Raw genomic sequence first — 15,932 nt, forward strand, 5'->3', positions numbered from 1 at the left:
GCTGGAACTGATACTGCATGCTGTTTCTGCCGTTCCCCCCGAACGGCAGAATGTATTCCGTTTGTCCCCTTAACCTCTGCTGTCTATATTTTCGGCCACGGCCTTTGCTGTGGGCGAAGTTGTTCATAGGCATGGGCAAGTTGCAACACGCCCAGATCATCAAAACGCTGACCAATAATCTGCAAACCGATCGGCAAACCTTTTTCCGTGTAACCACAATTGACAGACACAGCAGGTTGTTCCGACATATTCATGGCAACGGTGAAAGCAATATGCTCGAACGGGCGCTGCGGATCATTCAGCGGTGATGCCCATTCTGCCGGATAAGTCGGCATTGGCGCTGTCGGCGAAATGATAAAATCATAAGAACTGATTGCCGCCAGCGCCGCATTTCGCATGGCCTCGATCTGCGCAAAGCCCTGATAGACCTGCGCACCGTTCAAATCCTTACCGCCTTCTGCCCACTGATAAATATAAGGCAGGATTTTTGCCTGATTATCCGGCGTCATTTTGGAAATATCGCCCCATGAGCGCACGCGCCAGAAATGGTCCAGCCCGTCAATCATCTCACGGGTGAGATAGCTAGGCACTTCCTCAACAATCGCACCGGCATTGGCAAAGGCTTGTGCTGCAGCTTCTACCGCCGCTTTGACCTCAGGTTCAACGGCAGAGCCAAAACCGGCATCCAGCCACAAGCCGATACGCAGATCTTTGACATCGCGCTTCAAATTCATCCAGTCAATACGACTGTAAGGCAGGCTCATCGGATCGCGGCGATCCGGCTTGGACAGAACCGACATATAAAGTGCTGCATCAGCAACCGTACGCGTCATCGGCCCCGCAACACGACCGATAAAAGGCGGATCAATCGGGATACGTCCGAAGGAGGGTTTAAGCCCCACCACCCCACACCAACCGGCAGGCAAGCGAATGGAGCCGCCAATATCTGTACCGATATGCAAAGGGCCGTAACCGGCAGCAGCTGCCGTTCCCGCCCCTGCACTTGAGCCGCCGGGATTGGTGGCCAGATCCCACGGATTGCGTGCCAGCTCATGGAAACTCGACAGGCCGGAAGACAACATGCCGAGATCAGGCATGGTCGTTTTACCCAGAATAATACCGCCGCTCTCACGGGAACGGGCAGCAGGCGGCGCATCTTTTGCAGCGGGATTCAATGCTATTGCCGCGCAGCCGAGCGGTACCGGCAAACCTTTGGTGGCAATATTTTCTTTGATCGTCAGCGGCACGCCGTCAATCGGCCCGCGCTCTTCTTTCCGCCTCCAGCGACCTTCCGACAGGGTTGCTGCGGCCAGTGCCGCTTCCGGCTCAAAAGCCCACATCGCATGAAGCTGCGGCTCGCAACGCTCAATCCGGTCGATCACGGATTCTGCCACTTCCACCGGCGACAGAGTACCCGCCTTATAACCGGCAACCATTTCGACAGCGCTTAAATCAGCAAGCTCGGACATATATACTCCCATTTCCCTGTCTGACGCGAACCTCTTGGCGGGTTTTGATCGTCAGACAGACATTCAGTTTTTCATTACAAAGCTTTCACCCGCATTTTACGCCCGTATTTTTTTACGTCGGCCGGAAAACGGTTTTGGCACGGCATTAACCAGTGCTTGTGTGTATGGATGCTGCGGATTGTCAAAGACCTCATTGGTCGGCCCTTCTTCAACAATTCTGCCCAGATGGATCACCGCCACACGGTCTGTAATCACCCGCATCACACCAAGGTCGTGACTGATAAACAGATAGGACAGGCCGAATTGCTCCTGCAAATCCATCATCAGATTGAGCACCTGCGCCTGAATGGAAACATCCAGTGCCGAAACCGGCTCATCGGCAACAATCAGTTTCGGGCGCGTAATCAATGCGCGGGCAATCGCGATACGCTGGCGCTGACCGCCGGAAAACTCATGCGGATATTTATCCGCGGCTGATGCTGACAAGCCTACCGCCTCAAGCACCTGACGGATACGCTCTTCACGGTTTTCCACTGTTGTGGCACTTTCCAGTGACACAACCGGCTCCGCCAGAATACGGCGTACAGAATGGCGCGGATCAAGCGAACCATAAGGATCCTGAAAAATCGCCTGAAACTCCTTGCGCGCGGCTTTCAGCTCCGCTCGCCCCAGACTGTAAATATCCTTGCCATTGATGGTCACACTACCGGATTGCGGCTTTTCCAACCCCATCACTGAACGTGCCAATGTGGATTTTCCGGAGCCGGACTCGCCGACGATGCCGAGACTTTCGCCCTGCTTCAGGCTGAGGCTGACACCATGCAGCACCCGCAAATTTTGTGGCTTGGAAAGCAAAGACTGTTTTGGCAGCGTATAATCACGCACCAGATCGCGTACTTCCAGAAGAGCGGTCATGCCATCACCTCATCTGTCAGCGGATGAAAACAAGCGACCCGATGCGTCACATCCAGAAAATCCGTATTACCTAACGGCGGGACTGTTGCACGGCAATCCGCCTGCACAAAACGGCAGCGGTCAGCAAAGCCACATTGTGGCAAACGACTGAACGGATCGGGCACCACACCGGCAATCGTGGTCAGACGCTGGCGTTTATCCGTGTTTTCCGGTTTTGGCCGCATTGTCAGACTATGCGGCGAGGCAGCGAACAGCCCACGTGTATAGGGATGCGCCATATGGCGGAACACATCCTGCGTATCGCCGGTTTCAACCACGCGCCCTGCATACATCACTGCAATGCGATCTGTCATTTCCGAGACCACGCCGAGATCATGGGTAATCAGCAACAGTGCCGTGCCGCTCTCATCAATCAGCTCATCCAGCAGATCAAGAATTTGTGCCTGAACAGTGACGTCCAGTGCCGTGGTCGGCTCGTCTGCAATCAGCAGTTCCGGCTCGCAGGCCAGTGCCATCGCAATCATCACACGCTGGCGCTGACCACCGGATAATTGGTGCGGATAAAGTTCCAGATCAAAACGCGGAGCAGCAAGGCCGACACGATCCAGCAAACGCCGCGCCGTCTTATCGGCATCGGCGCGGTTTTCTCTCAGATGCAGGCGACGGCCTTCACTGATCTGTGCGCCAATGGTTTTGATCGGGTTCAGCGCCGTCATCGGCTCCTGAAATATCATCGCCATCTGTCGACCGCGCATCGTGCAATGGGCAGTCTCTGAGATCGTCGTCAGATCCTGCCCGTCAAAGCGCAGGGTTCCGCTCAATGCCATACGATGCGGCAACAGCCCCATGACAGCCAATGCGGTGATGGATTTGCCGGAGCCGGATTCCCCGACAATGCCCAGACGTTCGCCACGGTTCAGTGTCAGCGTGATGCCGGACAGAATTTCGGCCTGCTTGCCTCCGGCTTGCAAATGCACGCCCATATCACGGATTTCGAGAAGCGGTTTGGTCATCTCTCTCTCCTGACACGCGGGTCGAGTATATCACGCAAACCATCCCCCAGCATATTCAATCCGAGAACCGCAAAGGTAATGGCCAGCCCCGGAAAAATCGCCAGATGCGGCGCATCATAAATATAAGTCTGCGCATCATTGAGCATCTTGCCCCAGCTTGGCATAGGTGGCTGCGTACCAAGACCGACATAGGACAAACCGGCTTCCGCAACGATCGCCAAGGCAAACTGAATAGTCGCCTGCACGATCAGCACGTGGCCGATATTCGGCAGAATGTGATCCAGCGTAATCGCCACATCGCCGCGCCCCGCACAGCGGGCGGCCAGCACATAATCGCGCTTCCACAGCCCCATCGATGCACCACGGGTAATGCGGGCGAAAACCGGAATGTTGAAAATACCAATAGCGATCATCGCATTAACCGCACCGGGACCGAATACAGCAGTGATAATCACGGCTGTCAGCAGCGCCGGAAAAGCAAAAGCCAGATCGGTCATGCGCATGACAAAACCGTCGATCATGCCACCGCGTGCCGCCGCATAGGCGCCGAGCGGCACACCAAGCCCCATACCAACCGCAACGGCAATCAACGCCACTGACAAAGAGTTGCGCGCACCGACCATAACCATCGACAGCACATCGCGGCCAAGCGCATCGGTGCCCAGCCAATGCTGCATCGACGGCCCCTGCAATTTGCGCAGAATATTCATGCCCGTGGGACTGTAAGGTGTCCAGACCAGTGACAGCACGGCCAGTCCGATCAGAAATCCGGTAATGATTGTCCCGATCAGCAGGCTGCGGCTCAGTCCGAAAGACAGCAAGACCATACGGCTGCGGCGGGAGAAATTCTCTGCCATGCTCATGCCCGCACTCCTGTGGAAAGGCGCGGATCAAGAAAGCCATAGGCCATATCCACCAAGAAGTTCACCGCAATCACACTGGCTGCCAGCAAGGTCACCAGCGACTGCACCGTGACCAGATCGCGCTGCGCAATCGACTGGAAAATCAAACGACCAAGACCCGGCAGATTGAACACGTTTTCAATAATGATCGTGCCCGCCAGCAAGAATGAGAATTGCAGACCCAAGATCGTCACCACAGGGATCAGTGCATTGGGTGTCGCGTGTTTCCATAAAGCTGCATTGCGGCTCAATCCCTTGGCACGGGCTGTGCGCACAAAATCCTCACTCAGCGTTTCAAGCACCGCAGAGCGGGTAACGCGCGCCAGAATGGCAGCCAGCGGCAAGGCCAGCGCCACAGCTGGCAGGATCAGCGAGCGGGTGCCTGCCCACAGACCATTTTCCCAACCGGCAAAACCGGAGGCCGGAAACCAGCCAAGCGTGAGAGCAAAAAACAGGATCAGCAGCAGGCCGAGCCAGAAATTCGGAATTGCTACACCAATCTGTGCAACGCCCATCCCTACCACATCGGTCGCACTACCGCGCTTTGAAGCGGCAATCACACCAAGAGGAATAGCAATCACCACAGAGAGGATCATCGCCAGTACCGCCAGCGGCAAAGTCACCTGCAAGCGCGGCCCGATCAGCTCACTGATCGGCACGGAATAAGTATAGCTGGTGCCGAAATCACCAACCGGAAAGCCGGTAATCCAGTTGAAGTAACGGACAATCAGCGGGGCATCGAGACCGAGTTGTTTTTGCAAAGCCGCTAAAGTGTCAGGCTGCGCATTAATACCAAGCATAATCGCTGCCGGATCACCCGGAAGCACCTGCATCAGCAGGAAAACAATAACAGAGGCCGCCAGCGTCGTCAGGATCAGAGAGATCAGACGCCCTGTAAAATAACGCAGCAAATGCGGCCTCCTTTAATATTCATTTCAGCATCAACAGGATCAGTCTGCCCAGTGCACACTGGTCAGGTCATTGGCCGGAATGGTCTGATTTTTCCACATACCTTTGAGCTTCTTGTCCCAGACACCGATTTTCGGCAGGGCATAGAGAAACACATTCGGCTCATCTTCAGCGAGTTTGCGCTGCAACTGGCCAAGCAATTCAAGCTGCTGCTTGTCGTCTGTCGCTTCTGCGAACTGCTTGTAAATCGCCTTATATTCAGGACTATTGTAGTTGAAGTAATATTTGTCCCGCGCATAGATATCGAGATCGCGGGTTTCCACATGAGCGATAATCGTCGCGTCGAAATCGCTGCGGGCAAAGACCTGATCCAGCCATTGCGCGAACTCAACCGGCACCAGTTTCACCTCAATGCCAACTTCTGCCAGCATTGCCGCAATCACCTCACCGCCACGACGTGCATAGGCAGGCGGCGGCAGCATAATGGTAACGGAAGTCCCCGCAGGCACACCGGCTTCTGCCAGCAGTGCTTTAGCCTTGGCCACATCATAAGGATAGGTATCGCTCAGATCGACATAGCCCGGTTCAGCCGGTGTGTAATGGGCACCGATCGTCTTGGCGAGACCGGTGGTAATTGCTTCCTGCACCACATTGCGGTCAATGGCATGGGCAAGCGCACGACGTACCCGCACATCATCAAACGGCTTACGCGCATTATTCAATGACATAATCACTTTGCCCGCTGTCGAGCCGATTTCCACAGCAAGACGCTCATCGCTTTGCAAACGGCTGATCAGCTCCGGCGCCGGAAACTCAGGAAAAGCATCGACATCACCGGCCATAACCGCAGCGGCAGCCGCTGACGGATCGCTGATGAAACGGAAAGTGATCGCAGAGAGCTTAGCAGGCTCACCCCAATAATCAGGATTGCGCTCGAACTCGATCCGGTCGCCCTGCAGCCAGCGCTTAAATTTAAACGGCCCTGTGCCAACCGGATTGGTCTTGTTGGTGGCAATCGTATCCGGTGCCATCATCACCGCATCGCCCCAGCCCATCCCGAACAGGAAGGTGGAAGACGGACGTTTGAGTGTTACAACAGCACTTGCCGGATCAGGACATTCGGTCTTTTCAATCGGCGCAAACAATGCCTTTTGTGCATTGGTGGAATCCGGCGCTATGGCGCGGTCATAGGTGAATTTCACAACGGAACAATCGAAGGGCGTACCATTATGAAATTTCACGCCCTGACGCAGCTTGAATGTATAGGTCAGATTGTCCGGAGAAATCGTCCAGCTTTCCGCGAGGTTCGGCTTAACAGCGCCCTCTTCATCAATGCGCACCAGACCTTCATAGAGATTATTATAGGTCAGACGGCGGATAGAAGCCGCAGCATTTGCTGTCGGGTCCATACCCGGAGGCTCCAGTACCTCGCCGATTGCCAATGTGTCTTTTGCCAGCCCTGACCCGCTCATAGCCACAACAGCAATCCCCGTCATTGCTGCCAGCATGAGCTGTCCGGTCAAATATTTATATCGCATTGCCTGTCCCCTTATTTATCACATCCTGATGTTGCTCAGGAATTACCGGAATAGAGCTGGCCGACTTTAGAGCATTTCCTGCTTATCTTGAACCTCAGAAAATGCTCTATCTTTTTGTTTTTACGCGTATCTTACCGAAAACCGTTTCACACTTTTCGGGATACGCTCTAACGAACCATTGTCAGTTCAAATGCTTATCACATTTGATGCCGTAGTTTTAAATTGAACGGCCGCCGTCCACATCCAATGCAACGCCGGTAATCATACTCGCTGCCGGTGAGCACAAAAATGCAGCGCTTTCCGCCAAATCTTCCGGTTTCAGCAAGCGGCCAAGCGGAATGGAGGCACGGAATTTCTGACGGATTTCTTCCGTATCCTCACCCATAAATGTCGTGAGCAATGGGGTTTCACCGGCAACCGGATTGAGCGCATTGACGCGGATATTCTCTGATGCCAGCTCAATCGCCAGCGCTTTAGTGGCAGAGACGACCCAGCCCTTGGTGGCATTGTACCATGTGAGGTTCGGGCGCGGGCGCGCAGCACCAGTTGAGGCGATATTAAGAATAACGCCGCCGCCATTGTCTTTAAAATGCGGGATCAAAGCGCGGCTCATCAGATAAATGCCGCGAATATTCACCCCGACAATGCGGTCAAATTCATCCGGCTGCACATTTTCCGCCGATTGTGGTTTATGGCCGATACCGGCATTGTTGATGAGAATATCAATCCGCCCGAACTGCATCTGCGCCTGACGCATCGCTTCCGCCACACCATTTTCCGATGCAATATCCGCTTCAACCGCCAGTCCCTTGCCGCCAAGCTCTCCTGCCACGCGCTTTGCACCGGCGACATCGCGATCAACAACAACGACATTTGCACCTTCGCGGGCAAATTTACGCGCCATAGCCTCACCAAAACCCGAACCTGCGCCGGTGATGATTGCGGTTTTATTCTCAAGCGAACCAGTCATTATGCGGTATTCTCCCATGCGATTTTCTGCAGATCAGCCGTGATAGACCGAAATGGTTTTCAGCGAGGCAAAGCCATAAAGCGCCTCAAAACCTTTCTCACGACCGTGGCCGGAGCGTTTCACCCCGCCAAAGGGCAGCTCAATGCCGCCGCCTGCTCCGTAATTATTAATAAACACCTGTCCGGCATGCACCGCATGCGCCATACGCAATTGCCGCGCGCCGTCTTTTGTCCACACGCCGCAAACCAGCCCGTAAGGTGTGCTGTTAGCCAGAGCCACAGCTTCCTCCTCCGTATCAAACGGCATAATCACCTGCACGGGGCCGAAAATTTCTTCCTGTGCCAACCGATGCTGCGGCGGCACATCGCGCAGTAAAGTCGGGCGTACATAGGCACCATTTTTCGGTGCATCAGGTACAATTTCACCCTGCGCCGCAACAAGCAAACCATCCTGTTTTGCCAGTTTCAGATAATCTTCAATGATCGCTTTCTGACGTGTCGATACAACGGGCCCCAGCGACAGATCAGCCTCCGCTGCGCCGACTTTGAGCGCATGGTAGCGCTCACTCATAGCGGCAATCACCTGTTCATAGACTTCACGCTGCACGAGAATGCGTGAGGAAGCAGAACAGGTCTGTCCTGCATTCTGAATGCCTGCATTGACCAGAAACGGCAATGCACGCTCAATATCCGCATCAGCAAACACGATTTGCGGGGATTTACCACCGAGTTCCAAAGTCACCGGCACAGCATTTTTAGCCGCTGCGGCCTGCACTGCCTCACCCGTGCGCAAAGAGCCGGTGAAAGAAATATGATTGATCTGCGGATGGGAAGACAAAGCCGCTCCGGCCTCGGCACCCAGCCCTGTCACCACATTCAGCGCACCGGTCGGCAATCCGGCCTCGTGGGCAATCCGCGCAAATTCGAGAATAGTCAGGCAGGCTTCTTCCGCAGGTTTGACCACCGCAGCATTGCCCATAGCCAGAGCCGCACCAAGACTGCGGCCAAGGATCTGCATCGGATAATTCCACGGGATAATATGCCCCGTCACACCATGCGGCTCATAGACAGACAGAACGGTGAAACCATTCTGATAAGGCAGTGTATTACCATGAACCTTGTCAGCAGAGGCACCGTAAAATTCCAGATAACGCGCCAGCGCTACCACATCAGCGCGCGCCTGCGTTAAAGGCTTGCCGACATCACGCGCTTCCAGCACAGTCAGAAGATCAATCTCGCGCAATACCGCTTCCGAGATTTTATGCAGAATACGACCGCGTTCGGTTGCGGTCATTTTCCCCCAGAGACCGGATAAGGCTGCACGCGCGGCATCAACGGCGAGATCAATATCAGCCGCAGTGCCACGGGCGATCAGCGCCAGATCACTGCCGTCTGACGGATTTTTCAGTGTCAGCACCTCACCCTGCACGGCGTCCCGCCACACACCATTGATGAAATTGCCGTAGCGCCGCTGCCCGTTCTCTATCCCGTGTGCCATGTCATTCTCTCCCGCAGGATGCTTCCTGCTGATTATTTTGCATCATCTGAAGGCTGTTGATGGTCTTGCGGATATGCTGCCGCGCCAATTCCTCAGCCCCTGTACCGTCTTTGCGCGCAATCGCCTCAACGATCAGAGCATGTTCCTCAATGGCATTTTTCGCCCGCTCTGCCGTGAGCGCAAAAACCGGCGCAAAGACCTGCGAGGTCATGCGCAACAAAGGCACAAAATTCTCCAGAGAAGCATTGCCGCCTGCTGCCATTACCGCCAGATGAAAATCCACATTGGATTGCGTATAGGCTTTGGAATCCCAAGGCTCGATAATCGAGCGCTGATGCATGATGAGTTTTTCAAGACCGGCAATCGCACCTGCATCGGCGCGTTCCGCAGCAAAACGTGCGGCAACACCGTCAATCACTTCACGCACGGCATAGGCATCGAGCAGATGCGGCAGGTCAACACTTGCCACACGCACACCGCGACCAGGGAGATGAACGATCAGACCATCGCGCTCGAGCACCCGCAATGCTTCACGCAGCGGCGTGCGGCTGATACCGAATTCAGCAGCGATATGCTCCTGTCGCAAAATCGTGCCCGGCGCATATTGACCCGCATAGATGCTCTCACGAAGTGCTTGCGCAACTTCGTCCAGCAGCCTCGTTTGGCTGCTCCATTTATAGCTGGACAAGCCTGTGTTCCCTTATATTTTTCAGTATGATTATCCAGGATACAAAATTGTTCAAGACAAAAATGCCCCTCACCGGATATTTGTTTTCAAAGGCTTCTCACGCCTGAACTGAATGCGCATTCCGGTCTCAGCGATGCAGAAAAAACGGATCGCGTTTTTCGATAAAGGCGCTCATACCTTCTTTCTGGTCGTGGCTGGCAAAGCCGGAATGGAACAGGCGGCGCTCGAATTGCACACCCTGAGTCAGCGTTGTTTCATAGGCCGCATTCACAGCCTCTTTCGCCATCATTGCTACCGGCAGAGATTTTTCAGCAATGGTGGATGCCACACTCAAAGCTTCTTCTAGCAGCTGATCTGCCGGAATGATACGGGAAACCAAACCGCAGCGCTCGGCCTCATCGGCCTCCATCATTCGCCCTGTCAGGCACATTTCCATCGCTTTGGATTTACCGACAAAGCGTGTAAGACGCTGTGAGCCGCCCATGCCCGGAATGACGCCAAGACGGATTTCCGGCTGGCCAAATCGGGCATTATCTGCCGCCAGAATAAAATCGCACATCATCGCCAGTTCACAGCCACCGCCCAGCGCATAACCTGCCACAGCTGCGATAATGGGTTTGCGCACGGAGGTAAAACGCTCCCACTCGCCGAACCAGTCTGCCGCAAACATGGTGCTGAAATCCTGCACCTGCATTTCCTTGATATCCGCACCAGCGGCAAAGGCCTTGGTAGAGCCGGTCAGCACAATACAGCCCACATGCTCGTCTTTGTCCGCAGCTTCCACCGCCGCAATCAGTTCTGCTGCCAGTTGGCGGTTCAGCGCATTCAACGCCTGAGGACGGTTCAGCGTGATGAGCAGCACACGACCATGCATTTCTGCGAGAATGGTTTCATAAGTCATGATGTACCCTCCTTGCCGCGCAACAGGCGGATAATACCGGAGAAATCCTCCCCGCCCGAACCAAGTGCGTTGAACAGATTATAGAGCTGTGCTGCCTCCGCCCCCAGTGGCGTAGTTGCCCCCACAGAGGCCGCCGCCTCCTGCGCCAGTTTCAAATCTTTCAGCATCAGGCTTGCAGCAAAGCCCGGCTGATAATCCCTGTTGGCAGGCGAAGTTGGCACCGGCCCCGCCACCGGACAATTGGTGGTGAGCGCCCAGCACTGGCCGGACGAAGTGGAGGCCACATCAAACAATGCCTGCTGAGAAAGACCCAGCTTTTCACCCAAAGCGAAAGCCTCGCACACACCAATCATAGATATCCCAAGGATCATGTTGTTGCAGATTTTCGCCGCCTGTCCTGCACCGGCCTCACCGCAATGCACAATGCGTTTCCCCATAGCAGCCAGTACAGGTTCGGCTTTGTCAAAAGCGGATTTTTCGCCACCGGCCATAAAGGTAAGCGTCGCTGCCGTTGCGCCGACAACACCACCGGAGACCGGCGCATCAATGCTCAATAATTTATGTTCTGTCGCCATTGCATGCGCCTTGCGGGCACTGTCGACATCAATGGTCGAGCAATCAATCAGCAATGTATCCGGCACAACCAGCGCTGTCAGTTCACGCCAGACGCTCAACACATGGGAACCGGCGGGCAGCATGGTGATAATTACAGTCGCACCCTGCACGAGCTGCGCAACATTATCCGCAATCTGAACGCTGTTTGCTTTTGCTGCCTGTTCTGATGCCTCAACCAGATCAAAACCACGCACGTTAAATCCCGCTTTGACGAGATTGGCCGCCATTGGCCCGCCCATATGACCGAGGCCGATAAAACCAATAGTCTTATTAGTATTCATTTATCTCTCCCGCTCAAAATTTCTCTGGCGATAATCACCTGCATGATCTCATTGGTACCTTCCAGAATTTGATGCACGCGAAGGTCGCGCACCAATTTTTCCACGCCATATTCGCTCAGATAACCGTAGCCGCCATGCAGCTGCAGCGCCTGATCGGCCACGTTAAATCCGGCATCAGTGACAAAACGCTTGGCCATAGCGCAAAGCTTCACCGCATCGGCATCATGACGGTCGAGCGCGCGGGCTGCACGGTGCAGAAATGTGCGCGCCACTTCAAGTTCCGTGGCCATATCGGCAAGACGGAACTGCAATGCCTGAAACTGATGCAGCTTTGAGCCAAACGCCTTGCGCTCATCCATATAGGTCAGTGCCTTGTCAAAAGCGGCCTGCGCACCGCCGAGCGAACAAGCGGCGATATTCAACCGCCCGCCATCAAGCGCAGACATGGCAATTTTAAAACCGATGCCTTCCTGACCAATCAGGTTTTCCGCCGGTACGCGCACATTATCGAACATCACCGTGCGGGTCGGCTGGGCATTCCAGCCCATTTTCTTTTCATTGGCACCAAAGGACAAACCAACTGCATCCTTGGGCACGATAAAGGCCGAAATACCTTTGGCGCCTGCCGCGCCGGTTCGTGCCATCACGATATAAATATCACTGGCACCGGCACCGGAGATAAACTGCTTCTGCCCTGTAATCAGATAATCATCGCCATCGCGCACAGCTTTAGCGCTGAGATTGGCGGCATCGGAACCGCAGGACGGTTCGGTCAGACAATAGCTGGCAATCAGCTCCATAGGGGTGAGTAGTGGCAACCATTTCTGGCGCTGCGCTTCCGAGCCATAGGCATCAATCACCCATGCGCACATATTATGGATCGACAGGAACGAGGCGATGACCGGACAGCCCTGCGACAGCGCCTCAAAGATCAATGCCGCATCCATGCGGGTCAGGCCGGAACCGCCAACATCATCACGAATATAGATGCCACCCATGCCCAGTGCCGCCGCTTTGCGCAGCACATCCACGGGAAAGTGCTTCTGCTCATCCCATTCCAGAGCATAAGGTGCCAGTTCCTGCGCGGCAAAATCCGCAGCCATGGCGAAAATGCTGCTCTGCTCCTCATTGAGTTCACCGGACATGGTTCTCTCCTTCGCTCTGCACAGGTCTGTTGCGCCCGATGTTCAGTTCCGGAAATTCACCCTCATCAAACGCAATGCCACGAAACACATCATCTTCAATGCCCTCCCGCTCAAAACGGCGCAGTTGCACACGGCGGATTTTTCCGGAGATTGTTTTGGGCAGCTCCCGCACGAATTCCAGCGAGCGGATGCGCTTGAACGGTGCCAGACGCTCATTGGTATATTGCAGAACCGAAAGCGCGAGCGCACGTGAAGGCTCCTCTCCGGCGCGCAGCAGAATATAGGCTTTGGGAACCGACAGGCGGATCGGATCATCCACCGGAATGACGGCGGCCTCCGTCACCGCATCATGTTCCAGTAACACGCTTTCCAGCTCAAACGGGCTGATACGATAATCAGAGGATTTAAACACATCATCGGAGCGGCCGACAAAATGCAAGTAACCATCCGCATCCTGATAGGCGACGTCACCGGTGCGGTAGACACGACCATCGGTGCCGCTGAGCCTGCCGTCCGTTTCCTGATAGCCCTGCATCAGCCCTGCCGGATGTTTGTCATCCAGCAGCAGACAGACTTCGCCTTCCTGTGCCGCATGGCCGTCCGCATCAAGGATCACCACTTCGTAGCCCGGCAATGGCCTGCCCATAGCGCCGCTCTTCACATTCTGCGCGGGACTATTCGCCACCTGTGCCGTGGTTTCCGTCTGGCCGTAACCGTCGCGGATTGTCAGCCCCCATGCCTCACGCACCTGATCGATAATTTCAGGATTAAGCGGTTCACCGGCACCCACCACTTCGCGCAGGCTCATTTTGCAGGTTTTGAGATCTTCCTGTATCAGCATACGCCACACCGTCGGCGGGGCGCACATCGTGGTTACGGCACAGCGCTGCATTTCTGCCAATAACACTTTAGCGCTAAAGGCTGACTGGTTGACCACCAGCACCGTGGCACCGGCATTCCACGGTGCGAAAAGCGAACTCCACGCATGTTTCGCCCAGCCGGGGGATGAGACGTTGAGATGGATATCAGCCGGTTGCAGACCAACCCAATACATGGTCGAGAGTGAGCCGACCGGATAGCTGCGATGGCTGTGGCGCACCAGTTTCGGCTTAGCGGTGGTACCGGAGGTGAAATAAAGCAGCATCGGATCATGCGGCTGTGTTTCACCATCCGGCTGAAATTCAGTGGGCTGGCTGAAGGCTTCGTTATAATCATGCCAGTTACTGTTTTCTGCGGCATGACCATTCGGCACCTGAATGCGCAGCACATCTGCGCCTGCCAGTCCCTCGCATTTCAGCAGTTGTTCGCCGGTTGCGAGAATAGCGCAGGCATGGCCGCGCTCCAGCCGGTCAGACAATTCGTCTGGTGTCAGCAAAGTGGTCGCGGGAATGACGATAATGCCGAGCTTCATCGCGGCAAGCATGACTTCCCACAGAGCTGGCACATTGCCGAGTAGTACCAACAGATGATCGCCACGCTTCAATCCAAGTCCGCGCAGATAATTGGCAAGCCGGGAAGAGCGGATGCTCAGATCGGCAAAACTCAATTTTATGTCTGTTTGCGTGGCGCTATCGACAATCCACAACGCGGTCTGATTGCGGCTTTGCGGATTGGCAGCAAGCTCGGCATCAAACCAGTCCAGCGCCCAGTTAAAGGGCAGTGCCTCCGGCCAGACAAAACCAGCTTTTGCAGCCTGATAATCCTCGCGATACTGCAAAAGAAAATCACGTGCCTGTTTAAAACTCTCCGTACTCAGCTGCCTCATGCAATCCTCCCAAAATGCATAAATCACTGTGTCTGCGATTTCATAAAACCGCGCTGCTTGTCAGGTGAAACGCTCCACCCCTATGGCTGTTGCCTCACCGCCGCCGATGCAAATACTGGCAATACCACGTTGCAGATCATGAGTTTGCAACGCGGCCAGCAATGTCACCAGAATACGGGCGCCTGATGCGCCGATCGGATGGCCGAGCGCACAGGCACCGCCATGAATATTCACCTTCTCCGCAGGCAGGTTCAATTCCTGCATTGCGGCCATTGTCACCACAGCAAAGGCCTCATTGATCTCGAAAAGATCGATATCATCTATTGTCCAGCCGGTTTTCTCATAGAGTTTGCGCATGGCACCGATTGGTGCGGTAGCGAACAGGCACGGCTCATGGGCATAGGATGTCTGCGCAACAATACGGGCAAGTGGTGTCAGCCCGCGTTTTTCTGCCTGCGAAAGACGCATCAGCACCAGTGCCGCCGCACCGTCAGAAATCGAGCTGGAATTGGCGGCCGTAACCGTTCCGTCCTCACGAAAGGCAGGTCGCAGAAACGGAATTTTCTCCGGTCGTGCTTTGGCCGGTTGTTCATCCATATCAATCAGATGCGCGGAATTGCCATTTCCCGTCACAACCGGTGCAATTTCCTTTGAGAAATAACCGCGCTCCAGTGCCGTCTGCGCACGTTTTAAAGAGCGTAGTGCAAACTCATCCTGCGCGGTGCGGCTGAACTGAAAGGCCTCGGCACAATCCTCGGCAAAACTGCCCATCAGACGGCCTTTTTCATAGGCATCTTCCAGCCCGTCGAGAAACATATGATCACTGATTTTGCCATGCCCCATGCGATAGCCGCCACGGGCTTTATCCAGCAGATAGGGCGCATTGGTCATGCTCTCCATACCACCGGCCACGATAATATCCGCACTGCCACCGGCCAGCATATCATGTGCCAGCATCACCGCCTTCATGCCGGAACCGCACATTTTATTAATCGTCGTAGCTCCCGACGCCACGGGAATAGCGGCAGCAATCGCGGCTTGTCGTGCCGGTGCCTGCCCCTGCCCCGCAGACAACACACAACCCAGCAAAGTCTCATCAATCTCGTGTGCTGCAATCCCTGCCCGCTCAATCGCGGCCTTGATTGCTGTTGCACCAAGTTCTGCCGCCGGTACCGTGCTGAAGGCGCCCTGAAAAGCGCCCAGAGGTGTGCGTGCCATGCCGACAATAACCACAGGATCTGCCATCTGTGCGCCCTCCCGGAGTTGCATATTCAGATGAAGAAACATCGAGCCTAGCCCTAAGATCTATGGCAAAGAATGACAG

General features: G+C 55.0%; 14 protein-coding genes. All 14 read right to left on the reverse strand.

Annotated features, from left to right (window positions below; all coding sequences use genetic code 11):
* Positions 1-83 precede the first annotated feature (83 nt).
* The 14 genes from F7P81_RS03660 to F7P81_RS03725 all read right to left on the reverse strand — a co-directional run bounded on the left by F7P81_RS03660 (position 84) and on the right by F7P81_RS03725 (position 15,853).
* Positions 84-1,469 carry an amidase gene (locus F7P81_RS03660; RefSeq protein WP_151158600.1) on the reverse strand — a complete coding sequence of 462 codons (1,386 nt, stop codon included), beginning with the start codon at positions 1,467-1,469 and terminating at the stop codon, positions 84-86.
* A 96-nt stretch (positions 1,470-1,565) separates the two neighbouring features.
* Positions 1,566-2,384, reverse strand: a complete 819-nt coding sequence (locus F7P81_RS03665) for an ATP-binding cassette domain-containing protein (protein ID WP_151158601.1) — start codon at positions 2,382-2,384, stop codon at positions 1,566-1,568.
* Positions 2,381-3,397 (reverse strand): ABC transporter ATP-binding protein, encoded by a 1,017-nt coding sequence (locus tag F7P81_RS03670; RefSeq protein ID WP_151158602.1) that lies wholly within the window; start codon positions 3,395-3,397, stop codon positions 2,381-2,383. The genes F7P81_RS03665 and F7P81_RS03670 overlap by 4 nt, the downstream gene beginning before the upstream one ends.
* The gene (locus tag F7P81_RS03675) at positions 3,394-4,254 is read right to left on the reverse strand and encodes an ABC transporter permease (RefSeq protein WP_374788343.1); all 861 of its coding nucleotides are present in this window, start codon (positions 4,252-4,254) and stop codon (positions 3,394-3,396) included. Before F7P81_RS03675 ends, F7P81_RS03670 begins: the two co-directional genes overlap by 4 nt.
* A gap of 2 nt (positions 4,255-4,256) precedes the next feature.
* On the reverse strand, positions 4,257-5,210 hold the full coding sequence (locus F7P81_RS03680; RefSeq protein WP_075654199.1) for an ABC transporter permease: 954 nt from the start codon (positions 5,208-5,210) through the stop codon (positions 4,257-4,259).
* A 39-nt stretch (positions 5,211-5,249) separates the two neighbouring features.
* A complete protein-coding gene (locus F7P81_RS03685) occupies positions 5,250-6,716 on the reverse strand; it encodes an ABC transporter substrate-binding protein (protein WP_151158966.1) in 1,467 nt (488 codons plus the stop codon).
* Between the two features lie 247 nt (positions 6,717-6,963).
* Positions 6,964-7,716 carry a glucose 1-dehydrogenase gene (locus F7P81_RS03690; RefSeq protein WP_151158603.1) on the reverse strand — a complete coding sequence of 251 codons (753 nt, stop codon included), beginning with the start codon at positions 7,714-7,716 and terminating at the stop codon, positions 6,964-6,966.
* Positions 7,717-7,749: 33 nt separating this feature from the next.
* Positions 7,750-9,213, reverse strand: coding sequence for an aldehyde dehydrogenase family protein (locus F7P81_RS03695; protein WP_151158604.1), 1,464 nt, complete (start codon positions 9,211-9,213; stop codon positions 7,750-7,752).
* A gap of 1 nt (position 9,214) precedes the next feature.
* Positions 9,215-9,901, reverse strand: a complete 687-nt coding sequence (locus tag F7P81_RS03700; RefSeq protein ID WP_151158605.1) for a GntR family transcriptional regulator — start codon at positions 9,899-9,901, stop codon at positions 9,215-9,217.
* 127 nt (positions 9,902-10,028) lie between these two features.
* A complete protein-coding gene (locus tag F7P81_RS03705) occupies positions 10,029-10,802 on the reverse strand; it encodes an enoyl-CoA hydratase (RefSeq protein ID WP_151158606.1) in 774 nt (257 codons plus the stop codon).
* Positions 10,799-11,698 carry a 3-hydroxyisobutyrate dehydrogenase gene (gene mmsB / locus F7P81_RS03710; protein ID WP_151158607.1) on the reverse strand — a complete coding sequence of 300 codons (900 nt, stop codon included), beginning with the start codon at positions 11,696-11,698 and terminating at the stop codon, positions 10,799-10,801. Before mmsB ends, F7P81_RS03705 begins: the two co-directional genes overlap by 4 nt.
* The gene (locus tag F7P81_RS03715; protein ID WP_151158608.1) at positions 11,695-12,843 is read right to left on the reverse strand and encodes an isobutyryl-CoA dehydrogenase; all 1,149 of its coding nucleotides are present in this window, start codon (positions 12,841-12,843) and stop codon (positions 11,695-11,697) included. The genes mmsB and F7P81_RS03715 overlap by 4 nt, the downstream gene beginning before the upstream one ends.
* Positions 12,833-14,608, reverse strand: a complete 1,776-nt coding sequence (locus tag F7P81_RS03720) for an AMP-binding protein (protein WP_151158609.1) — start codon at positions 14,606-14,608, stop codon at positions 12,833-12,835. Before F7P81_RS03720 ends, F7P81_RS03715 begins: the two co-directional genes overlap by 11 nt.
* Positions 14,609-14,668: 60 nt before the next feature.
* Positions 14,669-15,853 (reverse strand): acetyl-CoA C-acyltransferase, encoded by a 1,185-nt coding sequence (locus tag F7P81_RS03725; protein WP_151158610.1) that lies wholly within the window; start codon positions 15,851-15,853, stop codon positions 14,669-14,671.
* Between the last annotated feature and the right edge of the window lie 79 nt (positions 15,854-15,932).

The organism is Pseudochrobactrum saccharolyticum, from assembly GCF_008801715.1.
Taxonomy (GTDB): Bacteria; Pseudomonadota; Alphaproteobacteria; order Rhizobiales; family Rhizobiaceae; genus Pseudochrobactrum; species Pseudochrobactrum saccharolyticum.

Bases quoted from the DNA above. Each gene is read 5' to 3' on its own strand.
- F7P81_RS03690 (WP_151158603.1), bottom strand. From the start codon at position 7,716: ATGACTGGTTCGCTTGAGAATAAAACCGCAATCATCACCGGCGCAGGT.
- F7P81_RS03720 (WP_151158609.1), bottom strand. From the start codon at position 14,608: ATGAGGCAGCTGAGTACGGAGAGTTTTAAACAGGCACGTGATTTTCTT.
- F7P81_RS03660 (WP_151158600.1), bottom strand. From the start codon at position 1,469: ATGTCCGAGCTTGCTGATTTAAGCGCTGTCGAAATGGTTGCCGGTTAT.
- F7P81_RS03705 (WP_151158606.1), bottom strand. From the start codon at position 10,802: ATGACTTATGAAACCATTCTCGCAGAAATGCATGGTCGTGTGCTGCTC.
- F7P81_RS03670 (WP_151158602.1), bottom strand. From the start codon at position 3,397: ATGACCAAACCGCTTCTCGAAATCCGTGATATGGGCGTGCATTTGCAA.
- F7P81_RS03725 (WP_151158610.1), bottom strand. From the start codon at position 15,853: ATGGCAGATCCTGTGGTTATTGTCGGCATGGCACGCACACCTCTGGGC.
- mmsB (WP_151158607.1), bottom strand. From the start codon at position 11,698: ATGAATACTAATAAGACTATTGGTTTTATCGGCCTCGGTCATATGGGC.
- F7P81_RS03695 (WP_151158604.1), bottom strand. From the start codon at position 9,213: ATGGCACACGGGATAGAGAACGGGCAGCGGCGCTACGGCAATTTCATC.
- F7P81_RS03665 (WP_151158601.1), bottom strand. From the start codon at position 2,384: ATGACCGCTCTTCTGGAAGTACGCGATCTGGTGCGTGATTATACGCTG.
- F7P81_RS03685 (WP_151158966.1), bottom strand. From the start codon at position 6,716: ATGCTGGCAGCAATGACGGGGATTGCTGTTGTGGCTATGAGCGGGTCA.
- F7P81_RS03675 (WP_374788343.1), bottom strand. From the start codon at position 4,254: ATGGCAGAGAATTTCTCCCGCCGCAGCCGTATGGTCTTGCTGTCTTTC.
- F7P81_RS03715 (WP_151158608.1), bottom strand. From the start codon at position 12,843: ATGTCCGGTGAACTCAATGAGGAGCAGAGCAGCATTTTCGCCATGGCT.